Origin of the sequence: Methylobacterium symbioticum (genome assembly GCF_902141845.1) — a bacterium.
GTDB classification, from domain to species: domain Bacteria; phylum Pseudomonadota; class Alphaproteobacteria; order Rhizobiales; family Beijerinckiaceae; genus Methylobacterium; species Methylobacterium symbioticum.
The window spans coordinates 57298-81307 of the sequence record NZ_CABFPH010000014.1; the positions used below are offsets into that span (position 1 = coordinate 57298).

Annotated in this window: 21 protein-coding genes; 8 read left to right on the top strand and 13 right to left on the bottom strand. The window is 69.9% G+C overall.

Annotated features, from left to right (window positions below; all coding sequences use genetic code 11):
* Positions 1-13: 13 nt before the first annotated feature.
* The 6 genes from MET9862_RS29980 to MET9862_RS29225 all read right to left on the bottom strand — a co-directional run bounded on the left by MET9862_RS29980 (position 14) and on the right by MET9862_RS29225 (position 5435).
* A complete protein-coding gene (locus MET9862_RS29980) occupies positions 14-613 on the bottom strand; it encodes a PAS domain-containing protein (protein WP_244612616.1) in 600 nt (199 codons plus the stop codon).
* 934 nt (positions 614-1547) lie between these two features.
* A complete protein-coding gene (locus MET9862_RS07500; RefSeq protein ID WP_059407779.1) occupies positions 1548-3935 on the bottom strand; it encodes a sensor domain-containing diguanylate cyclase in 2388 nt (795 codons plus the stop codon).
* Between the two features lie 143 nt (positions 3936-4078).
* Positions 4079-4270, bottom strand: a complete 192-nt coding sequence (locus MET9862_RS07505; protein WP_059407778.1) for a hypothetical protein — start codon at positions 4268-4270, stop codon at positions 4079-4081.
* Positions 4271-4273: 3 nt separating this feature from the next.
* Positions 4274-4624: a DUF3140 domain-containing protein gene (locus tag MET9862_RS07510; RefSeq protein ID WP_059407776.1), complete on the bottom strand. Its 351-nt coding sequence runs from the start codon at positions 4622-4624 to the stop codon at positions 4274-4276.
* Positions 4625-4681: 57 nt separating this feature from the next.
* The gene (locus MET9862_RS07515) at positions 4682-5194 is read right to left on the bottom strand and encodes a DUF892 family protein (protein WP_059407774.1); all 513 of its coding nucleotides are present in this window, start codon (positions 5192-5194) and stop codon (positions 4682-4684) included.
* Positions 5195-5297: 103 nt separating this feature from the next.
* Entirely contained in the window at positions 5298-5435 is a 138-nt protein-coding gene (locus tag MET9862_RS29225) for a hypothetical protein (RefSeq protein WP_185156782.1), read from the bottom strand.
* Positions 5436-5653: 218 nt separating this feature from the next.
* Here MET9862_RS29225 and MET9862_RS07520 point away from each other — a divergent pair, with 218 nt between their 5' ends.
* The 4 genes from MET9862_RS07520 to MET9862_RS07535 all read left to right on the top strand — a co-directional run bounded on the left by MET9862_RS07520 (position 5654) and on the right by MET9862_RS07535 (position 13426).
* Positions 5654-7171, top strand: coding sequence for an ATPase domain-containing protein (locus MET9862_RS07520; RefSeq protein WP_059408269.1), 1518 nt, complete (start codon positions 5654-5656; stop codon positions 7169-7171).
* Complete coding sequence (locus tag MET9862_RS07525; protein WP_059407772.1) at positions 7168-9222, top strand: PAS domain-containing hybrid sensor histidine kinase/response regulator family protein; 2055 nt, start codon at positions 7168-7170, stop codon at positions 9220-9222. The genes MET9862_RS07520 and MET9862_RS07525 overlap by 4 nt, the downstream gene beginning before the upstream one ends.
* Before the next feature lie 235 nt (positions 9223-9457).
* Positions 9458-11680: a CHASE3 domain-containing protein gene (locus MET9862_RS07530; protein ID WP_059407770.1), complete on the top strand. Its 2223-nt coding sequence runs from the start codon at positions 9458-9460 to the stop codon at positions 11678-11680.
* A 213-nt stretch (positions 11681-11893) separates the two neighbouring features.
* On the top strand, positions 11894-13426 hold the full coding sequence (locus tag MET9862_RS07535) for a sensor domain-containing diguanylate cyclase (protein ID WP_059407769.1): 1533 nt from the start codon (positions 11894-11896) through the stop codon (positions 13424-13426).
* Between the two features lie 66 nt (positions 13427-13492).
* Here MET9862_RS07535 and MET9862_RS07540 read toward each other — a convergent pair whose 3' ends face one another.
* The 6 genes from MET9862_RS07540 to MET9862_RS07565 form a co-directional block, all read right to left on the bottom strand.
* Positions 13493-13762, bottom strand: coding sequence for a DUF6894 family protein (locus tag MET9862_RS07540; RefSeq protein WP_202130604.1), 270 nt, complete (start codon positions 13760-13762; stop codon positions 13493-13495).
* A gap of 114 nt (positions 13763-13876) precedes the next feature.
* Complete coding sequence (locus tag MET9862_RS07545; RefSeq protein WP_059407767.1) at positions 13877-14620, bottom strand: Crp/Fnr family transcriptional regulator; 744 nt, start codon at positions 14618-14620, stop codon at positions 13877-13879.
* 117 nt (positions 14621-14737) lie between these two features.
* Positions 14738-15742: an HWE histidine kinase domain-containing protein gene (locus MET9862_RS07550; RefSeq protein WP_059407765.1), complete on the bottom strand. Its 1005-nt coding sequence runs from the start codon at positions 15740-15742 to the stop codon at positions 14738-14740.
* A gap of 182 nt (positions 15743-15924) precedes the next feature.
* Positions 15925-16839, bottom strand: a complete 915-nt coding sequence (locus MET9862_RS07555; RefSeq protein ID WP_059407763.1) for a manganese catalase family protein — start codon at positions 16837-16839, stop codon at positions 15925-15927.
* 62 nt (positions 16840-16901) lie between these two features.
* Entirely contained in the window at positions 16902-18062 is a 1161-nt protein-coding gene (locus tag MET9862_RS07560; RefSeq protein ID WP_059407760.1) for an MFS transporter, read from the bottom strand.
* Between the two features lie 60 nt (positions 18063-18122).
* The gene (locus tag MET9862_RS07565; RefSeq protein WP_059407757.1) at positions 18123-19331 is read right to left on the bottom strand and encodes an MFS transporter; all 1209 of its coding nucleotides are present in this window, start codon (positions 19329-19331) and stop codon (positions 18123-18125) included.
* Between the two features lie 120 nt (positions 19332-19451).
* Between MET9862_RS07565 and MET9862_RS07570 the strand changes: the two genes are divergently transcribed.
* The 4 genes from MET9862_RS07570 to MET9862_RS07585 are packed head-to-tail and all read left to right on the top strand — an operon-like array spanning position 19452 to position 22918.
* Entirely contained in the window at positions 19452-20648 is a 1197-nt protein-coding gene (locus MET9862_RS07570) for a glycosyltransferase family 2 protein (protein ID WP_059407756.1), read from the top strand.
* Positions 20641-21150 carry a DNA polymerase ligase N-terminal domain-containing protein gene (locus tag MET9862_RS07575; RefSeq protein ID WP_059407754.1) on the top strand — a complete coding sequence of 170 codons (510 nt, stop codon included), beginning with the start codon at positions 20641-20643 and terminating at the stop codon, positions 21148-21150. Before MET9862_RS07570 ends, MET9862_RS07575 begins: the two co-directional genes overlap by 8 nt.
* Positions 21151-21164: 14 nt before the next feature.
* Entirely contained in the window at positions 21165-22307 is a 1143-nt protein-coding gene (locus MET9862_RS07580; protein ID WP_059407752.1) for an acyl-CoA dehydrogenase family protein, read from the top strand.
* The gene (locus MET9862_RS07585; protein WP_059407750.1) at positions 22304-22918 is read left to right on the top strand and encodes a class I SAM-dependent DNA methyltransferase; all 615 of its coding nucleotides are present in this window, start codon (positions 22304-22306) and stop codon (positions 22916-22918) included. Before MET9862_RS07580 ends, MET9862_RS07585 begins: the two co-directional genes overlap by 4 nt.
* Positions 22919-23031: 113 nt before the next feature.
* Here MET9862_RS07585 and MET9862_RS07590 read toward each other — a convergent pair whose 3' ends face one another.
* Positions 23032-23880, bottom strand: a complete 849-nt coding sequence (locus tag MET9862_RS07590) for a hypothetical protein (RefSeq protein WP_059407748.1) — start codon at positions 23878-23880, stop codon at positions 23032-23034.
* Positions 23881-24010: the final 130 nt, after the last annotated feature.

The following is a 24010-nucleotide window of genomic DNA, read 5'->3' on the forward strand; positions in this document are numbered from 1 at the left end:
CGAACGAGGCGGCCTAGTCGAGATTCTCGGTGATCAGCGCGTGCGTCCGGGCCAGGGAGGAGATCCGGCCCGACAGGGCGCGGGTGAACTCGGTGGCCGAGAGCGAGGAGCGCATCGTCGCGTTCAGCACCGCCTGCACCGTCGCCAGCGTGTTCTTCACCCGGTGGTGGAGCTCGCGCACCAGCAGCGCCTGGCGGTCCTCGCCGGCGCGCCGCCCGGTGACGTCGCGCTGCGCCGAGACCCAGTTCGTGACTTGACCGCCGGCGTCGCACACCGGCGTGATCAGCCACTCGACCATGTAGGCCGATCCGTCCTTGCGGTAGTTAAGCGCCTCGCCCTGGGCCGTCTCGCCGGCCTCAAGCGAGGCGCGCAGTCCGTCCAGGACGGACCGGTCGGTGCCGGGACCCTGTAGGAAGCGGGGTGAGCGCCCCACGACCTCGTCGGCCGCATAGCCGGTCATGCGGGTGAAGGCCGGGTTGGCGTACTCGATGCGCGGGCCTGGCTCGTCGAGGTCGCCCGAGGTGATCAAGATGGCTTCCCCGGTCGCCTCGACGGCCGCCTGCAGCAGCCTGAGGTCGACCGTACCCAGCTTCAACCCGTCTCGCACGGCCACCCCGCCCCTCCAGGATCAGCCGTCGTGAACCGGCTCGAAAAACCTCGCGCGAAGCCGCGTCCAGGCACACGTTTGCAGAACCGCCGACCAGAGACCCGGTTGCAACGGCAGGTGGCGGCCGGGGATGCGCTCCTTCGTCCCGCAGGGCCAGGATGACCGGCGGTCCGCTTGCGTACTGAATGCGTCCGGGGCGTGGTGACGGGAGGGCTCGGCGTGGCGGAAGGCCAGTCCTGAAGCCGTAGCCATCCCGAGCATGACGCCGCTCGCCCGGGGCAAAACATCCGGGCGCGACCGAGGTTGATGTTGGCACGTCCCATGGCGGAGGGCATCGAGACGAACCGGGTGAACGGGGTCGCCTGGAGAGGATTGAGGTGGGCCGCCCCTACATACGGCAGTTGGACGAAATGACGGCCTTCCGACCGTCGTCGGCCATATTGGACTTGCAGGTCGCGCCGTTCCGGAGGTCCCAGTCCTTCGAGGTCGAGGCCAGGAGGTCCGGCGCCTGGCGCGAGACGTTGGGCGTCATCGCGGCCGCCCGCTCTGCCGTGGGGACCGACGACCTGCGGTGATGGATCGGCCTGCCATGCGGACACCGAGGGAACCTTGCGCCCGTGAACCCATCCCGTTCGAGGATTCGATCCCTCGTGCCCGGGAGCGTCGGCCGCTCCTCCGGTGAGATCTACCTCGACATCCTGAGCCGGCTCGCGCCGGGCGCCGCCTGCGACAGGGTCATGCCGGCCGACGCCGACGCGGCGCTGCCGCAGGGCATGGCCCTGGCCGGGTCCGACGCGGCGTTCCTCAGGTGCGGGGCGCGCGTGGGGGATCGTGGGGGATGTCGTGTTTCCGCTTCCCCAGGCCCGCCTGCTGCCCGAACCGACCCTGAGATCCCTCTCCTTACGCGAGCGAGGTTGACGCTTGCCCCTCGCCGGTATGCTCAGGCGCGTTTTCGGGCGTCGGCGATGAGCGGAATCGTGCCATGCGTGTATTGGGCGAACTCGCCGATGGGCGACGGCCGTCCCATCAGGTAGCCCTGTGCCTCGTGGCATCGCTCGGCCACAAGGAAGCCGAGCTCCGCCTCCGTCTCGACGCCCTCGGCTAGGACCGGAAGCCCGAGGCCGCGGCCCAGGCCAAGGACCGAGCGCACGATGGCCGCCGTCTGCTCGTTGCTGTCGACCGAGCGCACGAACGAGCCGTCGATCTTGATCTTGTCGAACGGGAACGAGCGCAGGTTCGAAAGGGACGAGTAGCCCGTGCCGAAATCGTCCATGGCGATGCGGAGGCCCAGCGCCTTCAACTGCCGAAGGGTCAGCAGCGCCCGGTTCGGGTCGCTGATCAGCGCCGTCTCGGTCACTTCGACCTCAAGCCGGTATGGCGCAAGCCCGGTCTTGAGCAACACCTCGTGTACCAGGCCGACGAGGTGGGGGCTGTGGATCTGCACCGCCGAGACGTTGACCGCGACGGCGAGCGGTTGCGGCCAGGTCGCGGCCTCGCGGCAGGCCTCGCGCAGAACCCACTCGCCGATCTGCAGGATGGCGTCGCTCTCCTCGGCGATGGGGATGAACACCGCTGGCGAGACATAGCCGCGCTCGGGGTGCTTCCAGCGCAGCAGCGCCTCGAAGCCGATGACCTCGCCCGTGCCGACGTCGGTCTGGGGCTGGTAGACGAGCTGCATCTCCCCGCGAGCCACGGCGTGGCGCAGGTCATGCTCCAGCAGGCGGCGCTCGCGCACCTCGACGCCCATCTTCGCCTCGAAGAAGCGGTAGGTGCCACGCCCTTCCGACTTGGCGCGGTAGAGAGCGGTGTCGGCGTAGCTCAGGAGAGCGGCCCGCTCCTGTGCATCGTCCGGATAGAGGGCGATGCCGATGCTGGTCGCGATCTGTGGCCCGCCACCGTCCGTCCTGCCGGCGCGAAGCGCCTCCAGGATGCGCTCGGCGAGGCGGCCGGCCTCGGATGGCCCCGCGCACGGCATCAGGACGGCGAACTCGTCGCCGCCGAGGCGGGCCATCATCTGCGTGTCGTCGAGCTCGGCTGAGACGATGCGGGCGACGCTCTCCAGCATGGCGTCGCCGGCGGCGTGGCCGAACAAGTCGTTGACCTCCTTGAAGCGGTCGAGGTCGAGGCACAGCACCGCGAGCTTGCGCCCGCTCGCGTCCGCGGCGCGCAGCTCCTGGTCGATGCGCTTGGCGAAGCTGGCGCGGTTGGCCAGCCCCGTGAGCGCGTCGTGGTGGGCAAGGAACTGGATCTGGCTCTCGGCCTGGCGGCGGGCCCGCAGGTCGCGCACGGCGACGGCGAAGTGCGGGCGCCCGCCATACTCGACCGATTGCATGATGATCTCGACCGGCACCAGGGCACCGTCGGCCAGCCGGAGCTCGGCCTCGACCGGCCGCTCCGGATGGCTCGCCAGGGCGAGGCGGGCGGTGTCGCCGGGCAGGTGCGCCGACAGCGCCGTGCCCGCGAGCGCGGCCTGCGGCAGGCCGACGAGCTTAGCGAAGGCCCGGTTCGCGCTGACGATGGTGTCGCCGGTGCAGACGACGAGCCCTTCGACCGCTGCGTTGGCGAGGCTGCGCAGGCGGTCGGCCTCCACTTGCGCGTGACCTCGGTCGCGCACGTCGAGGGTCAGGGCGGCGGCCGCCAGGAGCAGGATGGCGAAGCTCGCGAGCGCGACCGCGACGGCAAGCCATGCGTTCGGGACCGCCGCCTCGGAAACGGCGAGCGTCGGGTCGGGCGTTATGGTGACGGCGCCCATGGCGGTGAAGTGATGGCTGCAGATGGCCAGCAGCAGCAGCAGGGCCGCCGGCAATTGCCGGACGAGGCCGCGGGCCCCTACCTGTGCCACCAGCGCCGCGCCGCCCAGGATGCCGCCGAGCGCGAGCGAGACGGCGACGGTGGCCGGGTCCCAGGTCTTGTGCCCGGCGACGTCGTAGGCGGCCATGCCGGTGTAGTGCATCGCGGCGATGCCGAAGCCGAGGATGGCGCCCCCGGCCCAGGCGGCCGTGCGCCCTCCCACCAGCACCGCGAGCGAGAGCCCGGACCCAGCCAGCGCGACGGCGATGACGAGGGAAATGCCGGTGAGCGCGACGTCGTAGCCGCTCGGCACGCCCGGTGCGAAGGCCAGCATGGCGATGAAATGGGTCGCCCAGATGCCGGAGCCGCCGGCGGTTGCCGCCACGGCGAGCCAGCCGGCCTGCGCCCAAGCCCTCGCCCGGCTCGCGTGGCTGATTAGGCAAACCGTTGTCAGGGCCGAGAGCGCGCAGATGGCCGCCGCGAGCGCGACGAGGCGGAAATCATGGGCCTCGACAAGGCATCCGACGACGGTGAGCATGAGGCGGCCCCGGGGACGTTCGAATCCCCATGTTGGGCCATGTCGGTGTAGATCGATTTAATGGCGCGCGACCGGTATATGGATCCACACGCAAGGCCCTGAAGCTTTGCTGCGGCGCGCCGTCGCAACTTCGTTCCTGTCGTTCAAGCCTGGGCAACCGACCCGAACGCTTCCAGGGCCGTTCGCCCGGCGTCGGAGGCATCCTCGGCGGAAGCATAAGCTTCCGGGGAGACGCGGATGGACACGCCGTCCGCGTCGGTCAGGTGCCAACGATACTGACCGTGGCTCTCGCCGCAGGCCTCGACGGTGACGGCCACCGGCGTCGGGTCGTCCATGCCTCAGGCTTCCTTCAGCGGGTCGTGGCCCCAGTTCATCAGCGACAGCCGCCAGGGCGAGTCCTTCACCGCGTCCTTGTCCTTCGGGCCGCCCTGCTTGAGGTGGCGGTGCACGTAGCCGACGACCTTGCGCATGTGCCCGTAATCGTCTTCCGACAACTCGGACTTGTTCTTGTGAAGCATCTCGACGATGCGCCGCCCCTCCACATGGCCCGTCGCCTCGCCGCCGTCCTTCCTCTGCCCGACCGACTGGCTGTCCTTGCTCTTGAGGTGCTTCTCCAGGGCCGCAGCCGTCATGTTCACGACCTCCTTGAACGCCTTGTAGGTCGTCTCGTGGTCGTCCGTCCCGGCCATTTTTCGCCTCCGCTCGGGTGTTGGGCGACCCCGCTCGGGGCCGCCTTAGGGTCGAGGTCAGCTATCGGCCTTGGAGCCGCCGAGTGTCAGGTCGAGGTAGGTCTGGGTCACCCGCTCGATCAGGGCGGCGATCTCCTCCGCCGCCTTGACCTCCTCCTCGGCGGATGCCCGGAATGCTGAAGCCTGGTCGGACTTGCCGGCGCGTTCGGCGATGACGGCGAGCGAGCGGTAGGCCGCGACCTGGTCATACTGGTAGGCGTAGCCCGCGTAGAGGTTCTTCAGGGTCTCGTCCTGGGCGGTGGCGTGCACCGCGGCACCGATGGAGCCGGCAACGCTGGTCACCGTCTCCTTGAGGGTCGAGGCGCTCTCGCCGACGGCTGCCAGCGCCTTGTCGAGGCGGTCGATCTGCCCCTTCGTGGTCTCGACATGGCGGCGCAGGACGGCGGCGTAGTCGGGGTAGCGTTCCAGGCCGGAAAGCTGGCGCTCCATCTGCTCCAGGCCCTGCTTCTCCAGGGCGCGCGTATTGCGAAGCGCGCCTGCGTAGATCGTACCGATGTCCATGTTGGCCATGCCGTCGTAGCTCCTCGTTGGTGTCGGGTTCGCCGGCCAACGTGGGATGGGTACCGCCGTTCCTAGGGCGGCCTGCGGCGGATGGGCCCTCTGGCGAGGTGGCCTACTTCGACTTGCCGCCCTTCTTGCCGAGCTCGGCCTGGGCCGACGAGGATGTGCGCGGGTTCGACTTGCCCTCGTGGCTCGCCTTCGCGTTCGCCTTCTTGGCCGTGTCGCTGCCGCGGCCCTTCTTCTCGGTCATCGTCGCCTCCTCCGGGATGGTTCCCAATGCCCGGAGTGTCTGCCCCGTTCCGAAGGACGACTTCGCGCGGGCCGCGTAACGGGTGACGCAACCCGCCACGCGTTACGTTCCAGGGGATCCCCACCATGCGGCGCAGCGAGCGCTGACAAGGGCTTGGCCGAGCGCTACGGTGTCAGCCCGCCGGGATCCGCCCGTCGCCACGGAGCCCGACCGACATGATGAGCGACACATCGACCAGCCCGCCGCCTGGTGGAGAGATCAGGATCTCGACCGGCGTGCCGGGCCTCGACGACGTCCTCGGCGGCGGTCTGACGCCGAGCCGGCTCTACCTGCTGGAGGGCACGCCGGGGACGGGCAAGACGACGCTCGCGCTGCAGTTCCTGCGTGAGGGCGTTGCCCGGGGCGAACGCACCCTTTACATCACCCTGTCGGAGACCGCGGACGAGCTCCGCGCCTCCGCGGCGACCCATGGTTGGACGCTCGACGGCATCGAGGTGTTCGAGCTGGTCGACGAGATGGGCCTGGACCCCGACAGCGAGCAGTCGATCCTGCACCCCTCCGATATCGAACTGGGGGAGACGGTGAAGGAGGTCATCGCGCTGGTCGACCGGACGAAGCCCGACCGGGTCGTGTTCGACAGCCTCTCGGAACTCCGCCTGCTGGCCCAGAACCCGCTGCGGTACAGGCGCCAGATCCTGGCCCTCAAGCGCTTCTTCGCCAAGCGCGCCTGCACCGTGCTGATGCTCGACGACAAGACCTCCGAGACGGGGGACGTGCAACTCCACAGCATCGCTCACGGGGTGGTGTCGCTGGACCAGGCACCGCGCGAGTACGGCGCCGAGCGGCGGCGGCTCCGCATCGTCAAGATGCGCGGCATCAAGTTCCGCGGCGGTTACCACGACTTCGTGCTGGAGACCGGCGGCATCCAGGCGTTCCCGCGCCTGATCGCGGCCGAGCACCACGCCAGCTTCGATCCCCGGGGCACGTCGACCGGTTCGGCCGAGCTCGACCTGCTGCTGGGCGGAGGGCTCGTGCCGGGCACCAACACGCTGCTGCTCGGACCCTCCGGCGTCGGCAAGACGACGACCGCGATCCGTTGCATGCTGGCGGCCCTGGAGCGCGGCGAGACGGCGACCTACTACCTGTTCGACGAGGGGCTCGCGACCATGCTGGTCCGGGCCGCGACGCTCGGTATGGATCTGGCCCCGCACATCGCGGCCGGGCGGCTGACCGTCACGCAGGTCGATCCCGCCGAGCTCTCTCCAGGGGAGTTCGCCTCGAAGGTCCGGGCTGCGGTGGAGGAGCGTGGCTCGACCTTCGTGGGAGTCGACAGCCTGAACGCCTACCTGCATGCCATGCCGGGCGAGGAGTACCTCATCCTGCAGATGCACGAGCTCCTGAGTTACCTGAACCAGCAAGGCGTCACCACGCTCCTGGTACTGGGCCAGCACGGCATCGTCGGCGACGTGCGCAGCGACGTCGACCTGAGCTATCTCAGCGACTGCATCCTGCTGTTCCGGTTCTTCGAGGCGAAGGGCCAGGTCCGCACCGCCCTATCAGTGGTGAAGAGCCGGGTGAACGCGCACGAGCGCACCATCCGCGAGCTGAAACTGTCCCAGGGTGGGTTGCAGGTCGGCGAGGCGCTCGACGACTTCGAGGGCGTGCTCACGGGCTTGCCGGCCTATCACGGGCGGGTCGCGATGCTGTCAGGCGCGTCCGAAGGCGGCAAGGCGTGAGCGTCCCCGTCGCGGACGAGGAACGCGTCCTGATCCTGTCGCCCCGCGGGCGCGACGCCCAGGTCGTGGGGCAGGTGCTGGACCGGGCGGGCACGCGCGCCGAGGCCTGCCCGGACATGGTGGGTTGGCTCGCCTGCCTCCAGGCCGGCGCGGGTGCCGCGCTGGTCACGGAGGAGGCGCTCGCCGACGGACGGCCGGACGACCTGTTCGCCTGGCTCGACGCGCAGCCGCCCTGGTCGGACTTCCCCTTCATCGTCCTCGCCACCCGCCAGGTGGGTCGCCGGCCCGAGCGCGCGGCGAACCTGCTCGGAAGGCTCGGCAACGTGATCCTGCTGGAGCGCCCGGTGAACGCCGAGACGCTGGCCAGCGCGGCGGCCTCGGCCCTGAGGGCCCGGCGTCGCCAGTACCAGGCTCGCGAGCACCTGCTGGAGCGCGAGCGCGCGCAGGAGCAGCTCCGGGACGCCAATGAGGACTTGGAGCGGCGCGTCGTCGAGCGGACGCAGGAAGTGGAAACCGCGCGAGAGACGCTGGCCTTCGCCCTCGATGCCGCCGGCATGGCGTCCTGGGACGTGGACTACGTCACGGGCACGTCCCGCCGCTCGCCCCGCTTCGACGCCATCTTCGGCTACGAAGCGGGCGCACCCGGCTGGGACCGGGACAGCTTCCTCGCCCACGTCGTCGACGAGGACCGCGATGCCGTCGAGGCGGCCTTCGCCGCGGTCGCCGAGACGGGCAGGCTCGACCTGGAATGCCGCGTCCGGCGCGCGGATGGGACCGTCCGCTGGGTTGCCATGCGCGGGCAGGTCAAGCGCGACGAAGCCGGTGCGGCGCTGCGCATCGCCGGCATCCTGATGGACCGCACCGACCAGCGCATCACCGAGGAGGCTCTGCGCCAAGCCCAGAAGATGGAAGCCATCGGACAGTTGACCGGCGGCGTGGCGCACGACTTCAACAACCTGCTCACCGTCATCGTCGGCGGCCTCGACATGATCCTGCGCCGGCCCGAGCAGCTCGACCGCGTCAAGCGCCTGGCCGAGGCGGCGATGGGCGCGGCCCGGCGCGGCGAGCAACTGACCCAGCAGCTCCTCGCCTTCTCCCGCCGGCAGATGCTGCGGCCGCAGACGCTCAACCCGAACCGCCTGCTCCTGGACTTCCGGCCCTTGGCCGAGCGGGCGGCGACGGGGACGGTGGAGCTCACCTTCGATCTCGACCCTGCGCTCGACCCGATCCGGATCGACCCGGCGCAGTTCGAGGCAGCGGTGCTGAACCTCGTCGTGAACGCACGGGACGCGATGGAAGGCCAGGATCGCCATGCGCGCATCGCCGTGACGAGCCGCAACGTCCACCTCGGGACCGCCGCAGTCGCCGATAGGGGGGTGGCGCCCGGGGCCTACGTCGTCATCTCTGTGTCGGATACCGGCACCGGAATCCCGCCGGATAAGCTCCAGCGGGTGTTCGAGCCGTTCTTCACCACGAAGGAGGTCGGCAGGGGGACCGGGCTCGGCTTGAGCCAGGTCTACGGCTTCACCCGCAGCGCTGGGGGGTTCGCGCAGATCGAGTCGGAGGTCGGCCAGGGCACGACGGTCAGCCTGTACTTCCCGCGCTCGACCGACCCGGCTGACGAGGAGGCCGCTGTCGGTGCGGCGAGTTCGATCCCCCTGCGCCGCGCCGGCGAGGGCGAGACGGTTTTGCTTGTTGAGGACGACGAGCAGGTGCTCGGCATGGCTGTGGAAAGCCTGGAGGAGCTGCGCTACCGGGTCATCGTCGCCCGCAACGCCGCCGAGGCCCTGGAGCATCTCCGGGGCGTTGAGCGCATCGACATCCTGTTCTCCGACGTGGTGATGCCGGGGGGCATGAACGGCTCGCAACTGGCCGTCGAGGCGCAGAGCCTGCGGCCCGGCATCAAGGTCCTGCTCACTTCGGGCTACGTGGCGAACCTCGACGAGGGGCAGGTGATCGGGCGCGGCGTATTACCGGTGCTGAACAAGCCCTACCGCCGCGACGAGCTCGCCCGGTCGTTGCGGCTCGTGCTAGGTGGCGAGAGCGCCTGAGGCCCCTGGACTCCCTGGTCCCATAGTTGCGAAACGTCATCCCGGCGGGAACGGGGGAGACGAGGATCTAGTCCGGTCGCAACGGCGACGCTTCCGCAAAACGCACGCAATCGTCGGCCATCGTGCTAGACAGTACCTGCAAGCGCGCACGCGACTCCAAGTCCTTGGCGTTCGAGCAAGCTCCGCGGCGGCGCGGCCCACCCCGGGCTACGGCGCGGGCGGCGGACCCAGATCCATGTCGAAGCGCATCGTCGCGCGCGCGAACCTCCTCGTCTTCGGGGTGCTGCTCGCCATCCTCGCCCTGGTCGGGATTGTGACCTGGGAGCGCCTCAACGCCTCGCGCGAGGCCCGGGAATGGTCTCAGCACAGCTACCGCGTTCTGGGAACGATGAAGGATCTCGCAATCGCGTTGCGTGATGCCGAGACCGGGCAGCGCGGCTACGTCATCACCGGCAAGGACGACTACCTCGCCCCTTACGACTCCGCCCGTGACCGCCTCGGGGTGCTCCAGGGCGAGCTCCAGAAGCTCACCGCCGACAACCCCGCCCAGCAGGAGCGCCTGCGCGCCCTTGCCCCGGTGATCCAGCACAAGCTGGAGGAGCTCGCGCAAACGGTGCAGCTGCGCCGCGACGTCGGCGTCGAGGCCGCCGGGCGCCTAGTCAACACGGACGTCGGCCGCGGTTACATGAAGGAGGCCGAGACCTCGCTCGCGGCCATGCTGGCCGATGAGGAGGCGCTGCTCGCCCGACGCCTGGGCGAGAACGACGCCCGCGCCGCCTGGGTGCGCTGGACGACCCTGGGTGGCTCGCTCCTCGCCGTCCTGGCGCTGCTCTGGGCGGCCCGCCTCCTCAACCAGGCCTGGTCGCGGTCCTACCGGACCGAGGCCGAGCAGCGCACCCTGGCATTGCGCTTGAGCACGACACTGGACAGCCTCAGCCAGGGCGTCGCGGTGTTCGGTCCGGACCGGGCACTGACGAACTGGAACGAATGCTTCCAGGTGCTGCTCGACCTGCGCAGGGCCATGATCCGGCCGGGCACGTCGTACGCCGCCCTCGCCGAGCACACGGCGGAGACAGGGCGGCCGGTGCTGGAGACCTGGGACCAGGTCAGCCATGGCGGCACCGGCCCGCGCGAGGCGGTCGTGTACGAGCGCTCCCGCGCCGACGGCCATCACCTGGAGCTGCGCCGCACGCCGATGCCGGATGGTGGGTTCGTCCTGACCATCTCCGACATGACCAAACGCGCCCAGGCCGAGGGGGTGCTGCGCGAGGCGCAGAAGATGCAGGCCATCGGGCAACTCACCGGCGGCATCGCGCACGACTTCAACAACCTCCTGCAGGTCATCCTCGGGAACCTGGAGTTCGTCCGGGCGAAGCTCGACGGCGACGCCAAGCTGCAGACCCGCATCGAGCGCGCCGCATGGGCCGCCCAGCGCGGCGCGACGCTCACGGGCCAGCTTCTCGCCTTCGCGCGCAAGCAGCCCCTGGCACCGGCCGCCATCGATCTCGCCGCGACGATGCCGGACCTCGTGCCGCTGCTCCGGCGGACGCTCGGCGAGCACATCGAGGTGCGTTACGTCGAGAGCGCCGGGCTGTGGCCGGCCATGGCCGATCCGGCGCAGCTTGAGAGCGCGGTGCTCAACCTTGCGCTGAACGCACGCGACGCCATGCCGGGCGGCGGACGCCTCACCATCGAGCTCGGCAACAAGGTTCTGGACCGCGAATACGCCCGCCACCACGCCGAGGTGGTTCCGGGCGACTACGCCATGGTGGCGGTGTCCGACACCGGCCACGGCATGACGCCGGAGGTCGCCGCCCGGGTATTCGAGCCGTTCTTCACGACCAAGCCCGACGGCAAGGGCACCGGGCTCGGCCTCGCGATGGTGTTCGGCTTCGTCAAGCAGTCCGGCGGCCATGTGAAGATCTACTCGGAGCCTGGTCATGGCACGACGGTGAAGATCTACCTGCCCCGGGCAATCGGCCAGCTCGCCGCGGTCGGTGGACGGACTGCGGCGCCGGTCGAGCTTCCTCGCGGCTCGGCCACCATCCTGGTGGTCGAGGACGAGGCGGCGGTGCGCGAGATCGCCTGTGCGATCCTCGCCGACCTCGGCTACCGCGTGCTGGACGCTGCCGACGGCGAGGAGGCCCTGCGCGTCTTCGGGGCGAACGCCGCGGCCGTCGACCTGCTGCTGACCGACGTGGTGCTGCCCGGGAAGGTCAGGGGCCGTGAATTGTCGGAACGCGTCCAGGCGGTCCGGCCGGAGGTGAGGGTGCTCTTCATGTCCGGCTACACCGAGAATTCCATCGTCCATCACGGCCGGCTCGACGATGGCGTTCACCTGATCGGCAAGCCGTTCAAGCGCGAGCAGCTCGCCCTCAAGGTCGCCGAGGTGATTGGGGCCAATCACTCTGTCGAGACGGGAAACATCGTCGCCCTTCGACCGAAGCGGGACTCTTGAGACCTCACCCGGAGACCGACAGGGTTCCCGGGTGACATCGGCCTCGCCTCGGGTGCGCCTACGCCCAGCCCATCGGATCTTAGGCCATGCTCTCAACCGGGCGTTAGCCACGACCATGTTCAATGCCCAGTGACGACGCGTCCGGGAGCCATTCCTAAGGTTTGAAAGCGGTAGAAGTCCCTCAAGGATAGAACTAATGGAGGGAGCGGGCTGATGATCCTGCTGCGCAGCCTGTCGCATGTCCTCCGGTCTGGCCGCACCTGGGTTGTGTTGGGGGTGCTCGGCGTGCTTGCGCCCGCTGGCATGCTGGTCGTGTCCGGCCTGATGCTGCTCGATCTGCGCCGTGACGCTTGGCGGAATGCCGAGCAGACATCCCAGAACCTGCTCCAGGTGATCGAGCGCGACATCGCCCGCAACGTCGAGATCATCGACCTGTCCCTGCAAGCGGTGGTCGATAACCTGCGCGCCCCTGAGACCGCGGCGGCGAGCCCGCGGGCGCGCCAGATGATCCTGTTCGACCGCGCCGCCAGCGCCAAGGACCTCGGCGTCATGCTGGTTCTCGACGAGAACGGCGATAGCATCCTCGACGCCTCCTCGCTGCCGGCCCGGAAGGTCAACAACGCCGACCGCGACTACTTCCAGGCTCACAAAGCCCATGCCCATCTCGGGCTCCTCATCAGCAAGCCGGTCGTTTCGCGCCTGCTCGGCGCGCCCATTGTCGTGCTGAGCCGCCGCATCGACAAGCCGGACGGCTCGTTCGGCGGGGTGGTTCTGGGCAGCCTGAAGCTGTCCTACTTCGCACGCCTCTTCGACCAAATCGGCCTCGGGCGCGACGGCGCGATCAATCTCTACCTGCGCGACGGCACGCGCATCGTGCGCCATCCCTACGCCGACGCGGACATCGGCACGAACCTCGCCGGCACCCCGAACTTCGAGCGGTTCGTGCGGGAGCGCGGCGGCACGTTCGTCGGCACGTCGGTCCGCGACGGCATCGAGCGGCACTACGCCTTCACCGAGGTCGGCGACCTGCCGCTCGTCCTCAACGTCGCCCGGTCGACGCGCGAGATCGAGGCGGAATGGCGGGCGAAGGCGCTCGTCATCGCCACGGTCGTGCTGGTCCTATGCGGCCTGACTGTCGCCCTGTCGCTGTTGTTCGGGCGGGAGCTCCGGCGACGCGCGGAGATGCATGCCGAGATGGCCCGGCTCTCTCGGACCGATCCCCTGACCGGGTTGGCGAACCGGCGCCGGTTCGAGGCTGCCCTGGCAGATGCCGGCGCGGACGCACGTCGCACCGGCAATCCGTTGTCGCTGCTCGTCGTCGATGCCGACCACTTCAAGCGTTTCAACGACCGCTACGGCCACGCGGTCGGCGACGAGGTGCTCAAGGGTCTCGCCGCCTGCCTGTCCGCGAGCGTGCACCGACCCGGTGATCTCGCCTGCCGGGTCGGCGGCGAGGAGTTCGCGCTGATCCTACCCGGCACCGACGAGGCCGGCGCCCTGCGGGTCGCCGATGAGGTGCACGCCCAGGTGTCCGGGCTGGCGGTCGGCTCGGCCGGCATCGAGCCGGGTACCGTGACGGTCAGCATCGGCTTGGCCTCGGGCATCCACCAAGTGCACGACCTCTACGGCCGGGCCGACGCGGCGCTGTACGAGGCCAAGGCGAACGGGCGGAACCGGACGCGATGCGCGCCGGCCAGGCTTCGTGAGCAGGCGAACGGACGAGCGCTCCGCGTCGTCGAGGCGTGAGCGTCCGCCAAGCTCGCATCCGTGCGGTGGATGGTTGCGCCCATCCGGCGTTCCGGCCGATCCGGCCTACGAACCCGCGCTCTGGACCTGCCATTCGCCGGTCAGGGCGAGCGTGGCGGAGTAGACGACCGATCCGTCCGCGTCGCGCACGCTGACCGCGAAGATGCGCCGGTCACCGTCCGGGAGCTTGTCGCGCGCCATGTCGGGGAGGACGCCTATCGCGGCGCGGCGTGCGGACTCCGCGTCCGGCAAGTCGATGCCTTCGTCGTCCGAAATCGCGTCATCGCCGTCGCAGGTATCGAAATAGTATCGAGGCACCGAACGCTCCGCGCTCATCCAGGCGGGAGCACGGCGCGTCTCTCAGCCGCCCACGCCCGGTCATCCGGTGAGCGATGCCCAATGCTGCCCCGCCTCACCAGACGACACAACAACTTGGATTGCGTCCGTGATTCAGGCCGTCGGGCGGCTGGCGAGATGCAGGTAGGCGGGATTGAAGCTGGCCGCCGCCACGAGCCGCGGCCAGTCCGGGATCTCCAGCCGCTTGCCCCTGAGCTCGATCAACCCATCGCGCCTAAGCTCGCGCAACGTGCGGTTCACGTGGACGCTGGTCAGGCCGGTCGCATCGGCGAGGTCGACTTGCGTGACCGGCATCGGGCAGCGGCCGTCCCGGGCCAAGCCGACCGCGACCTGTTTCAAGTACAGCTCGCAGAACAGGTGCGCGAGCCGCTGATAGGCCGGTCGGCGCCCGACGTTGGCCACCCACTCGCGGAAGATGGCGGCGTCCACCAGGGTGTCGCGCCAGAACGGGGCGTTGAGTTCGGGGATGCGCAGCAGGAGCTCGCGCAGCGCCTCGTGCGGCACGGAGAGGGCCGTGACCCTGGTGAGCGCGCCCAAGTTGTGGTCCATGACCGAGAGGTGCAGGCCCTGAAGGTCCGGCATGTCGCCGGCCACGTGGAACGCGGAGATCTGGCGCTTGCCTTCGTCAAGTACCTTGTAGCGCTGCACCCAGCCCTCGACGATCAGCCAGCATCGGGTGGGTCGGTCACCCTCGCCCACAAGGTCCTGGCCTGCCGCGAACACCCGCGGCGACGCCGGCAGGTGCAGGATGGCTTGCTCGTCTCGGTCGGAGAGGCGGGTGAGGCTTCCGAGCTTTTTCAGCAGTGGCGACAGCGGGTGCTCGGACGCGGTAAACATCGGAGTCGCTCCACCGACGAAAACCCGTCGTGGTCGAAAATTAGCATGGATTAGCAGCGATGGAGAACAAATCGTTTTTCGTCGAACGCCCATCACAGTCGAGTTCGCGCAGGACCGCTAGACGTGTTCGAGCGGGACGCGGACGTTGACCCGCAAGCCATCGGCATCGAAAGCCACATCGACCTGAGCCGCCGTCTGCGCGACCAAGATCTTGTTGAGGAGGCGCGAGCCGAATCCCTCGCGGGTTGGCAGCGTGGGAGGAGGACCGTCGTGCTCGTCCCAGGTCCAGGACAGACACGGCCGCGTCTCGCCTTCCTCGACGGTCCACGTCACCGAGACCCGGCCGTCCGGGTGCGCCAGCGCCCCGTGGCGAAGCGCGTTCGTGGTTAGCTCGTGCAAGGCCATGCTGACCGGCACGGCTAGTTCGGAGGGGAGCCGCACCCGCGGTCCACGCAGCATTATGCGGCCGTTCTCGTTGTAGGGGTCGAGCTCGGCCCGGAGCAGCCCTTCGAACGATGCAACCTGCCCCTGGTCCTCGGTGATCAGCGCGTGCGTCCTTGCGAGCGAGACAATCCGACCGGTGAAGGCGCGGGTGAACTCCGGCATCGTGAGTGACGAGCGCACGGTCGCGTTCAGGACGGCCTGGACCGTGGCCAGCGTGTTCTTCACCCGATGGTGGAGCTCACGCACCATCAGCGCCTGCCGGTCCTCGTAGGCGCGGCGCTCGGTGACGTCGCGCTGGGCCGAGACCCAGTGGGTGATGTGGCCGTCGGCGTTCTTGACCGGCGTGATCAGCCACTCGACCCAGTATGCTGATCCATCCTTGCGGTAATTGAGCGTTTCGCCCTGGAAGGCTTCTCCGGCCGACAGCGCGGCGCGCGTCCGGTCGAGCGTGGCGCGGTCGGTCCCCGACCCCTGCAGGAAGCGCGGACTGCGTCCGGTAACCTCGTGCGTGGCGTATCCGCTGAGGCGGGTGAAGGCGGGATTGGCATAGAGGATGCTCGGGCCAGGCTCGTCGAGGTCGGCAGAGGTGATGAGGATGGCCTCGCCGGCCGCCTCGACCGCAGCCTTGAGAAGCCGCAGGTCGACTTGGTCCGGTCCGTTTTCATCTCGACGCGACACCCGACCCCCCTGGACGCCGTGTTGGCACGGCGAACCTGCGTCCAGGACGGCTGTGCCTCCGGGAACCTCAACGGAGGCACAACCGTGGATGGCGCCCTAAGGTGCCCTCGCGGCGTTTGTGTCACGGGGAAAACTTCGGCCGGGTGCCGACCAGGTTCACGCCGGCACCGAGCGGGATGACCTCAGCGGCCCTTCTTGTAGAGCTTGCTGGCGATCTCGAAGATCTCCTCCGGCGCGTAGTCCGGCGCGAACGCCCCGTAGTTGCCGTCGAGCTCCGGGATCTTGCCGCCCTCGGGCGCGCCGTCAACGACTTCGAGGTTGCCGGGCGGGTCGCCGGGTAGCGCCACCTCGTCGTTCGACCAGACGCCGGCCGCTTCCTTGTAGTCCGACTCACTGAAGGTGTAGAGGCGCCGGTGCTTGCCCTCATCGAGGTACTTCTGACACTCGGGGATGCGCGAAAGGTCGATGTTGGGGGTCGGCAGCATCTGCTCGATGGCCACGCCGGTGAGCTTCTTCAGCGCCAGGGCGTAGGCGTGGGCGTGCAGCGAGCCGCGCACCAGCAGGTAGCCGCAGACCTCGCGACCGGTCGGTTCGGTCATGGTTTCGTAGACCCGCAGCTTGTGGATGCGCGCGCCGCATTCCAGGTGGAAGTTGTGCAATAGGTCGATGATCAGGTTCCCGGTGGTCGTGACCATGTCCATGTTCCAGGACGCGGCGTTCGAGTTCATCGGCATGGCGCCGCCGCCGTTCGATAGGAAGCTGCCGGCGAGCCGGATGTCCTGCATCTCGGCGAACGGCGCCTTGGAGATGTCGACGTCCTTCTTGGGGTTGCCCGGACCGTTGTTCAGCATCGCGATGCCGGTCGAGACGAGCTCGACGTGACCGATCTCCTCGGCGAAGATGCTCGACACCAGGCTGTAGAAGGGGCGCAGCTTCTCCTTGTTGCGAAAGTTGAAGCTCTGGAACATGTAGTTTCCGAGCGTCGACATCTCGCCGTACTTGCCGCCGAGCAGCTCCTGCAGGGCGGCGGCGGCGTTCGGCTCGGGCTTCTTGGGCTCCGGCAACTCCGTCAGGAGCTTGTCGATCTTCATGAACATGGCACGGGTCTCCGGCCGCGCAGGGATGCGCACCCGGACAGCTAGCGCCCGGATCGCGTTCGTCAGGCCTCCGGGTGCCCAGGGATCGCGCCATCCAATCCCGCCGCGAGCGGCAGCGCCAGCGCGCACAGCGCGGCCATGCCCCAGAACGCTCCGGCGCCGAACGCGCCGTAGAGGAGGCCGCCCGCCGCGGTTAGGACCGCCGAGGCTACGCCCAGGCCCAACGTGCCGTAGAGCGTCTGCGCGCTGGCCGAGAGGCGCTCCGGCACGACCCTGGCGATAAGTTGCATGGCGGCGAGGTGCAGAAGCGCGAAGGTGAACCCGTGCAGCGGCTGGATGGCCGCGAGCACCGGCACCGCGGCCGTCGAGGCCATGGCCGCCCAGCGCACCACGCCGAGGCCGGCGGCCAGCATCGCGACCCGGGCCGTCCCAAGGCGCGCCAGCAGCCAGGGGCCGGCAAGCACGAAGACGAGGACCTCGGACGTGACCGCCTCGGACCAGAGCAGGCTGATCGCGCTCGGGCCGATCCCGGCCTCGCGCCAGCGGATCACCGCGAAGCCGTCGTTCAGGGCGTGGCTGCCGATCACGAGCGCCGCCACCACGAGCATCCGCCGGAACGGCTTGAGGGCCAAGAGCTCGCCGAGGCCGCCGAGGCCGAGGCTCGGCAGCCCGACCCGCGCCGGGGCGGGTGGGACGCGAGCCGTCGCGACGGCCATGACGAGGAACAGGAGGCCGCTTGACACGATGATGCTCGCCAAGCCGGCCCGGGCGACGAGCAGGCCCGAGACCAGGGTCCCGAGCACGAAGGCCGCCGAGCCCGCGCCCCGGACCCAGCCGTACGAGAAGGTGCCCTCCCGCTCCGCGGCGCCGAGCGCGAGCGCGTCGGCGAGCGGCGCCAGGGCGGCGATGGCGCTGGCGTGCAGCACGCTCACTCCCAACAGCGGCCAGAAGCCGTACCCGACGAGGTAGGCGAAGGCGATCAGCCCTGAGGCGGCGGCCGCGACGCCGAGCACGGCCCGCATGGCGTCGTAGCGGTCGGCGAGGTACCCGGCCACTGGGCCCGCGGCGAGGCGCATCAGCGTACCCGCCGCGAGCGCGACGCCGATCTCACCGGAGGTCAGGCCGCGCTCGCCGAGGAAGCTCGGCAGGAACGGGGACTCGGTGCCGTAGGCAGCGTAGAGCGAGCCCTGCAGCAGCACGAAGGCCGGGAAGGAGCCCGTCATAACGCGCGCCCACGACCTCGTCGCTCCGGTCCGCGCATCCATGCCGCCAGATCCCAGCCGTCACGCCGGCTCGGCGGACGCCCGGCCAGTCTGACCTGCCGGACCGTGCATGCCCAGCGCGCGGCGACCGACCATCCACACCGCCAAGCCGGCGGCGGCGACGGCGGCCAGGACGACGAACGATGCCGCGAAGCCGAGGTATTGGGCGACGACGCCGGCCAGCAACGGGCTTACCGTCGCGCCCGCGCCGTAGGCGGTCATGACGCCGCCGAGCCCGGCATTGGCGTGGCCGGTGCCGTCCATGATCTCGGCCACGAGCGCCGGGATGGCGACGCCGCCCAGCCCCATCGCCAGGCCTTCGAGGACCTGGACTGGGATGACCAGCCACCAGGATGTCGCGAACGCGGCTAGCAGGCCGCGGACCACGACCAGCCCGAGGGCGAGGGAGAGCACGCCGGCGTGCCCACGCCCCTGCGCAGCCCGCGCGGCCAGCAGCGCCGCGCCGACCATCGTGGCCTGGGACACGACGGTCATCACGCCGGTGGTCAGGCTCGGGTCGGCGCCCGAGGCTGTGCGCGCCTGCGCGAGGAACGGCAGCATGGCGCCGTTCGCGGTCTGGTAGGCGAACACGGCGGCCGCCAGGAGCAGGAGCGGCTTAGTCCCGAACAGGACGCGCAGCGTCGAGCGCTCGTCCTGTTCGCCGCCGCGCGCCGTGCCGTGGTCGATGCAGCCCTTGTCGATGCCGAGCAGGACGCCGCACGAGGCGACCGCCATGACCACGATGGCGATGGACACGTAGCCGAGCCCGAGCGCGTAGCCGAGCACGCCGGAGAGGGCGGCGTTGGCGGCGTTGCCGGCGTGGTTGAACGCCTCGTTGCGGGAGACCTGATGACCGTAGGCTTGTTGCCCGACGATGCCAAGCGTCACGGCCGCGACCAAGGGCGCGATGCTGGTGTCGGCGACACCGATGACCAACTGCGACAGACCGATGAGCCAGAGGCTGTCCGTCGCGACCAGGGCGACCGCCCCCGCGGCGATGCCCAGCACCGCCATGGCCAGGGCGGCACGCTTGTACGTCGTACGGTCGATCAGCGCGCCGACCGGCGTCGTCGCCAATAGGCCGGCGAGCCCGGCAAGGCCCATGGCGAAGCCGGTCGCGGCCGGGTCGAAGCCGCGCTGCTGCAGGTAAACGCCCAGGAAGGGCCCGAAGCCTTCGCGCGCACCGGCCAGGGCGAAGTTGAGGGCGAGAAGGCTCGTGACTGGTTGCATCTGCTGCCCTGGACCGCGGTCGTATTGGTCGCACTGAACCCCAGGAAAGGAGTCGCCTGTCCCAGGTTAGCTTTGCGGGTCGCCAGCAAGCCTGACGCGGCCGCCGGAGACCGTCGTGACATGGAGACTGGGAACGCTTTCGGGAGCCAGGACCCGACGCCCGCGCTCAGGTGCGTGGTCGCCATCCCGGTCCGGAACGAGGCCGAGCGGATCGCCGCGTGCCTGGAGGCGCTGGCCGCCCAGCGAGGCATCGGGGCAAGCGCGCTGGGCGTGGTGCTGTTCCTCAACAACTGCACCGACGAGACGGCACACGTGGTCGCAGGCCTGCTGCCTTCGCTGCGCATTCCCGTCCGTATGATCGAGCGCGAGTATGCGGAAGCGAACGCCGGATGGGCCCGGCGTGAGGCGATGGAGGCAGCGGCCGACTGGTTGGACGAGGGCGAGCCCTTCGACGGCCTGATCCTCACCACGGACGCGGACAGCCGGGTGCCGACTGACTGGGTCGCCCGCAACCTCGCCGCGGTCGCGGCTGGGGTCGATGCGGTGGCCGGCCGGATCGCCCTCGACGAGGCCGACGCGGCGCGCCTGCCCGCCGCCCTGCACGCGCGAGGTCGCCTCGAAGGCGGCTACGAGACGCGGCTGATCGAGATCGAGGCCCTCATCGACCCGCTGCCGCACGATCCCTGGCCGCGGCACTGGACCACCTCCGGGGCGACGCTCGCGGTCCGGCTCGAAACCTACCGACAGGTCGGGGGCATGCCGCCGCTGGCGGTCGGCGAGGACAAGGCCTTCGTGTCTTCGCTCCTGTCGAGCGACGCGCGGGTGCGTCACGACCCGGACATCCTCGTCGTCACCTCGGGCCGCCTCGACGGCCGGGCGCCCGGCGGCGCGGCGGACACGATGAAGCTCCGCTGCGAGGTGCCGGAGAGCCCCTGCGACCCGCGCCTGGAGCCGCTGCCCCGGGCCGTGTTCCGGTATGCCTGGCGTCGACGGCTCCGGCGGCTCCAAGCGACCGGGCGGCTGGCCCGCACCCCGTTCTGGGCGCCGTGGCTCGGCATCCGCGCCGAAGATGCGCGGATCATCGCCGGCTTGCCCACGCTCGGCGCCATCCTCGCCGCGGTCGAGGCCGCGAGCCCTCGGCTCGGTTATCGCCCGCTTCGCCCGCGGGAACTCGCGAGGCACACGCGCCTCGCGAACGCGGTCTCCTGCCTGCTGCGCGGCGCTCGACGCCTCGGCCATTCGGTCCGATCAACGGGGGCAAGGACCGCCGCGGGCGACCTGGGCGTGACGTCCTTCGAGCGGACCGGCGATGCCTGAGGGCGGTGCCTTGATCTACCGCGTGCAGAAGCACGCCGCCCGCCGGCTGCACTACGACTTCCGGCTGGAGCTCGGCGGCGTCCTGAAGAGCTGGGCGGTCACGCGCGGCCCGAGCCTCGTCGCGGGCGAGCGCCGCCTGGCCGTCCAGGTCGAGGACCATGGCCTGGACTACGCCGATTACGAGGGGGTGATCGCGCCGGGCAACTATGGTGCCGGCGTCGTGCTGCTGTGGGACCAAGGCACCTGGGCACCGGACGGCGATCCCGAGACGGCACTCGCGTCCGGATCCCTCGCCTTCGCGCTGCACGGCGAGAAGTTGACCGGCCGCTGGCGTCTCACGCGGATGAAACCTCGGCCCCGCGAGCGGCATGTTTCCTGGCTGCTGGTCAAGTCGCGCGACGCGGCCGCCCGCGGACCTGACGACCCGGACATTCTGGTGGAGCGACCGCGTTCGGTCGTGACCGGACGCACGGTCGAGGAGATCGCCGCCGCGGCGGCCTGACGGGAGGAAGGCGGATGGACCTGAGGATCCCGATTAACCTGGCCTACGACGCGGTCGCGGCCGCTAGGCAGGTGGCGACGGCGGCCGCGGCACGCGCGGACGGGCAGGACCGCGACGACGGCTTCCCGGCTGAGGACGTCGCCGACCTCGCTCGCCTCGGCCTGCTCACCGCGCCCATTCCCTCCGATGAAGGTGGCCTCGGCCTAGGCGAGGAACCGGACATGGCCGAGTTCGCGACGGTGCTGCGGCTCGTGGGGTACGGCAGCCTCGCGCTCGGCCGAATCTACGAGGGGCACGTCAACGCGCTCCAGCTCGTCGCCCGGTATGGTACGCCCACGCAGCGCGCGCGCCTGTTCGCGGATGTGCGGGACGGACATCTGTTCGGGGTCTGGAACACCGACCCGCCCGGCGACTGCCTGAAGCTCGGGGACGATCGCCGGCTCCGCGGCGTGAAGACCTTCGCGTCGGGCGCCGGCTTCGTCACCCGCGCCCTGGTGACGGTCAAGCACGAGCCGGGCGCCTCGCCTTTGATGCTGGTCGTGCCGCTGGAGCCCGGCAGCCGCGCCGACCTCACTGGCTGGCGCGCGCACGGCATGCGCGCCTCCGCGACCGGCACCGTGGACTTCGAGGATATAGTCGTCACCGAGGAGGAGATCCTGGGCGGTTGGGACGACTACCATCGCCAGCCGGTCTTCTCGGGCGGCGCGTGGCGGTTCGCGGCGGTGCAGCTCGGCGGCATCGAGGCGGTGTTCGACGCGTGGCGTGGGCATCTCGCCGCGACCGGCCGCGGCGGCGACCCGCACCAGCTCGCCCGCCTCGGCGAAGGCGCCATCGCACTGGAGGGCGCACGGGGATGGGTCGAGCGTGCCGCCTGTCTTGTCGCCGAGGACGAATTCGCGCCTGACCGCATCGTCGCCTTCGTCAACCTCGCGAGACTGGCGGTGGAGAAGGCCGGCCTCGACGTGCTGCAGCTCGCCCAGCGGTCGGTCGGCCTTCAGGGCTTCATGCGCGAGCATCCCCTGGAGCGGCTGTCCCGCGACCTCGCCACCTACCTGCGCCAGCCCGCACCGGACCGGGCGCTCGCCACCGCGGCGGCCGAGATCCTCGGGGCCGGGGGCATCGCCGGCGACCTGTTCGAATTGAGGTCAACGCGATGAGCCGGCACGCCCATTCCCTGCCGTCGAGCTACTTCGACGAACGCTACGCCGCAGATCCGGATCCTTGGCAGTTCGAGACCAGCGACTACGAGCGAGCCAAGTACGCGGCGACCCTCGATGCCCTGCCGCGGGACCGTTACTCCTCTGCCCTGGAGGTCGGCTGCTCCATCGGCGTGCTGACCGAGGCCCTCGCCCGACGCTGCGATGCCCTCGTCAGCCTTGACCTGGCCGAACGCGCTCTGGCGCGGGCCCGCGAACGGTGCAGGGACCTGTCGCACGTACGATTCGAGCTCACGCAGGTGCCCGGCCAATGGCCGGAGGGCGCGTTCGACCTGATCCTGCTTTCGGAGGTCGTGTACTACCTCGACGCAGGCGACGTGGCGCGCTTGGCCAAGCGCGTCCATGGCTGCCTCCGGCCGGGCGGGGACGTGGTGCTGGTTCACTGGACCGGGGAGACCCACTATCCGCTGACTGGCGACGAGGCGGCGGATCGCTTCATCGAAGAGACACGGGCCTTCCTGCGCGTCTTCGGGCAGAACAGGACGGACGAGTACCGGCTCGACGTGCTAGTCCACGGCACGAAACCTGAGGGAGATGGACCGTCGGGGTAGTGGGCGCCGCATAGCGTTACCCGGTATTTGTTACACGTTCGCGCCGCGACGGAGTGTGGTCTGACCGCTGCCAGACAAGCGCGCATTGCAGTCTACGGCAGGCCTCCTTGCTTTCAGCCGGGATGCGGACCCATTCGACGGCGGTCGTGCTCCATCGCGAACACGTGGGCGTAGAGGTTGGCCATCCATCCACGCCCCTCGACCGTCAGGTCCAGGAAGCGGGTCGCATCGCCGATTACCGGCTCGACCTTCGCCCAGAAAAAGACCGGGTAGCGCTCAGCCAGGTCGGCCGGGCTGTCGTAACCCAGTTGGCGGTCGAGCCCGACCTCGGCGAACTCGTGGAAGAGCGCGTTCAGCTTGCGCGGGTAGAGCGGGTCGCCCAACTGCCCGATCAGGTCGGCGGCCCGCATCAGGCCTGCCTCCGTGCCGGTCTCTCGGTGCTCGTCGTCCTGCGGGACCGGGAAGCGGGTCAGCTCGATGGCGCGTATCACCCGTCCCGCATCGACGAGGTCGTGCGTGCCGAAGCGTTCCTTCACCACCAGCTTCGAGCGCTCGATGTGGTGGGGCGCCAGCGCCGCGTCCGAGGCGCCGCGCGGCAGGCTCACGGTCGTGCCCTGGGCGTCGATGACGAAGGCGTCCGCCCGGTCGCCCGAGCAGACGCCGCGCACGTATCCGATGTCATGGTAGAGGGCGGCCACGATCATGTGCAGCCAGTCCTCGGGCGTGACGCCCCGCTGGAGGAAGCGGCCGCGCAGGATGTCCTGGGCGACGAGGGTGACGAGGGTCGTGTGGTCGCCGTCGTGGTAGAGGGCGTCGCTGCCGACGATGCGCTCGATCATGAGCCGCGCGGAGGCCTCGATGATCTCGGCGTACCGCGGCTCTCGGCTGCCGAAGGTGCGCTGGTACGTGAGCGCGAGGTGTTCGCCCAGGGCGTTAGCGACCACTTTCGTCATGTCGAACATGATCGGCACCTAGCGTCCGGGCGGAACGCCGGGGACTGTCAGGAATTTCGTGTGGGCGGCCATAGTGGACCCAAAGGAGGTTCCCGATGGCACGACGCAAAGCACCCCACATCCCTGACGCGCTCCTGGA

Coding starts and splice junctions, on each gene's coding strand:
- MET9862_RS07500 (WP_059407779.1), bottom strand. CDS start 3,935: ATGCTCACCGTCGTCGGATGCCTTGTCGAGGCCCATGATTTCCGCCTC.
- MET9862_RS07505 (WP_059407778.1), bottom strand. CDS start 4,270: ATGGACGACCCGACGCCGGTGGCCGTCACCGTCGAGGCCTGCGGCGAG.
- MET9862_RS07510 (WP_059407776.1), bottom strand. CDS start 4,624: ATGGCCGGGACGGACGACCACGAGACGACCTACAAGGCGTTCAAGGAG.
- MET9862_RS07515 (WP_059407774.1), bottom strand. CDS start 5,194: ATGGCCAACATGGACATCGGTACGATCTACGCAGGCGCGCTTCGCAAT.
- MET9862_RS29225 (WP_185156782.1), bottom strand. CDS start 5,435: ATGACCGAGAAGAAGGGCCGCGGCAGCGACACGGCCAAGAAGGCGAAC.
- MET9862_RS07520 (WP_059408269.1), top strand. CDS start 5,654: ATGAGCGACACATCGACCAGCCCGCCGCCTGGTGGAGAGATCAGGATC.
- MET9862_RS07530 (WP_059407770.1), top strand. CDS start 9,458: ATGTCGAAGCGCATCGTCGCGCGCGCGAACCTCCTCGTCTTCGGGGTG.
- MET9862_RS07535 (WP_059407769.1), top strand. CDS start 11,894: ATGATCCTGCTGCGCAGCCTGTCGCATGTCCTCCGGTCTGGCCGCACC.
- MET9862_RS07540 (WP_202130604.1), bottom strand. CDS start 13,762: ATGAGCGCGGAGCGTTCGGTGCCTCGATACTATTTCGATACCTGCGAC.
- MET9862_RS07545 (WP_059407767.1), bottom strand. CDS start 14,620: ATGTTTACCGCGTCCGAGCACCCGCTGTCGCCACTGCTGAAAAAGCTC.
- MET9862_RS07555 (WP_059407763.1), bottom strand. CDS start 16,839: ATGTTCATGAAGATCGACAAGCTCCTGACGGAGTTGCCGGAGCCCAAG.
- MET9862_RS07560 (WP_059407760.1), bottom strand. CDS start 18,062: ATGACGGGCTCCTTCCCGGCCTTCGTGCTGCTGCAGGGCTCGCTCTAC.
- MET9862_RS07565 (WP_059407757.1), bottom strand. CDS start 19,331: ATGCAACCAGTCACGAGCCTTCTCGCCCTCAACTTCGCCCTGGCCGGT.
- MET9862_RS07570 (WP_059407756.1), top strand. CDS start 19,452: ATGGAGACTGGGAACGCTTTCGGGAGCCAGGACCCGACGCCCGCGCTC.
- MET9862_RS07575 (WP_059407754.1), top strand. CDS start 20,641: ATGCCTGAGGGCGGTGCCTTGATCTACCGCGTGCAGAAGCACGCCGCC.
- MET9862_RS07580 (WP_059407752.1), top strand. CDS start 21,165: ATGGACCTGAGGATCCCGATTAACCTGGCCTACGACGCGGTCGCGGCC.
- MET9862_RS07585 (WP_059407750.1), top strand. CDS start 22,304: ATGAGCCGGCACGCCCATTCCCTGCCGTCGAGCTACTTCGACGAACGC.
- MET9862_RS07590 (WP_059407748.1), bottom strand. CDS start 23,880: ATGTTCGACATGACGAAAGTGGTCGCTAACGCCCTGGGCGAACACCTC.